This window comes from Rhodococcus sp. A14 (assembly GCF_011603105.1).
Taxonomy (GTDB): Bacteria; Actinomycetota; Actinomycetes; order Mycobacteriales; family Mycobacteriaceae; genus Rhodococcus_F; species Rhodococcus_F opacus.
Window position 1 is genome coordinate 1 of the sequence record NZ_JAAOQS010000255.1, and the last position, 1,667, is coordinate 1,667.

The 1,667-nt window shown below is 67.9% G+C and carries 2 protein-coding genes and 1 pseudogene; 1 reads left to right on the forward strand and 2 read right to left on the reverse strand.

What is annotated here, in order from left to right:
* On the reverse strand, window positions 1–280 hold a 280-nt coding region (locus G9373_RS45185; protein WP_167121312.1), incomplete at its 3' end, for a hypothetical protein.
* Between the two features lie 591 nt (window positions 281–871).
* Window positions 872–1,054, reverse strand: a pseudogene (locus G9373_RS48470) (carboxylate--amine ligase); the annotation flags it as partial.
* Between the two features lie 319 nt (window positions 1,055–1,373).
* Between G9373_RS48470 and G9373_RS45195 the strand changes: the two are divergent.
* Window positions 1,374–1,523 (forward strand): hypothetical protein, encoded by a 150-nt coding sequence (locus G9373_RS45195; protein ID WP_166680718.1) that lies wholly within the window; start codon window positions 1,374–1,376, stop codon window positions 1,521–1,523.
* Window positions 1,524–1,667: the final 144 nt, after the last annotated feature.

Sequence of the window (1,667 nt, forward strand, 5' to 3'; positions counted from 1 at the left end):
CCGCGGTGCGGGGTCGGGGTCGGGGTACGAGTTCGAACCAGGCGCTGATCCCGCCCTGTAGGTGCGGATCCGGATAGCTGAGGGCCAGGCCCTGCTGGTCGAAGGCGGCAAACCATTCCCTCCAGGAGATGTGTTCGAGCCCGGAGTCGACTCCGTGCAGGTCGATTCGGAGCACGTCGTTGGCCGTGGTGTGGGGGACCCGGGCGGGGATGCCGTGATGGGCCTGGGTCCATTGACGGATTTCCTCGTGGTCGGTGGTGAGATGCGTGTGTGTGGTCATGAGATCGATCCTGCTGTGTCGCGACGTGGTGTCGTCGTGGCTCGGTCGCCGGGGCGGGTGAGGTGATCGTCGGGCGATCGACACCGGGTGCGCGGCGGCCCAGGTGTGGGACCCGGCGCGCGGGGGCAGTGCCTGCATACCCACTGCGGCCGTATTCAATCAACGCGCGACCTGCGCACCACGGCTGCCTTCACGGAGCTGGTGTCGGACGTTTCCGGCCGGGGGCATGCCATGGTGGACGCTCATCCCGGTCGCCGCCGAACGCCTGGGCGATCAGCTCGCTCGCGGTGCAGTCGGGGGTCCTCCGGAACATCGCGCTGGTGTTCCTCCTAACCAGGCATGGGACCCCGGCGTGGCGGTGCCCGACGAGGTGCTCGACGAACGCATCCCGTTCTACTGCGACCTGTTCGCGCAGGATATGGCCGACTGGCCGGCGCAGATCCGCGAGCCGCTGATCGACAGCTCGTTCAGTTGCTGGGCCATAAAGGCGTCGTAGTCCTCATGTTCGGGCTCCACCAGGACCAGGCCCACCGTCTCGCCGGGGAACGTTGCGCGTAGTGGCGTGCGTACAGGCGAACAGCGGTGCACGGCGCGCGACAGCTCGCGTTGCAGATCCACGCCCATACCCGCGGCGGCCGCAACCGCGGTGTTCGATAGTGCCGGGTGGCCGGTGACCGGGTCGATCAGCACGAACTCCTCCTCCACCCCGATCGTGGTAGGGCAGTTAGTATTCGGCGTTTGCGCCCAGACCGCTTTCGTACCAGGAACCCCCACCGGCGCACCTTCCCGACGCTCAGCGGGCACAGGTGCGTGTCGCGCAGGGGGACGGGCTGGGAATCGTTAGCCTGTGCCGTCGGCGGACCCATCTGCGGATGTAGCGTGGCATCGTCGTCGCTGTACCCCGAAGCCCGTCGGTCGTGGACTTCATGGGCTGGCAGGCTCGGCCGGAAGGCTCGGCGACTCTGTGTTGACGGTGTTGGGCGGGCACACCGCGCAGTATGGGTCGGCGGCGGCGGCGGCGGCGGAGGGGTGGTGTGCAGCGGTGTTGCGCGGGCGCGGGTTGTCCGGCACATTCGGGGCTGTGCCAAGGAGTGTGCTGCTTCAGCTCGTGTGTGTGCTCGCGTTGGTGACGCTGGGCACGATGTTGCTGGCGGTGGGGTCGTTCGGTTCGGGGTTGATCGGTTTGGTGGGCGGCGCGATCTGGTTCTGGCGGCTCTACCGTGCCAGCGACCGCGACACGTGAGCGAGGGCCGGTCCTCGTGTTGTCCGTCGCTGAACGTGCCGACGATGGCGTCACTGTCGATGACGGTGATGCCGATATGAGAAGGGCCCTGCCCGCGGTTGCGGGGAGGGCCTTCGTCGGAATGGTGACGGCATCGTCGGCGTG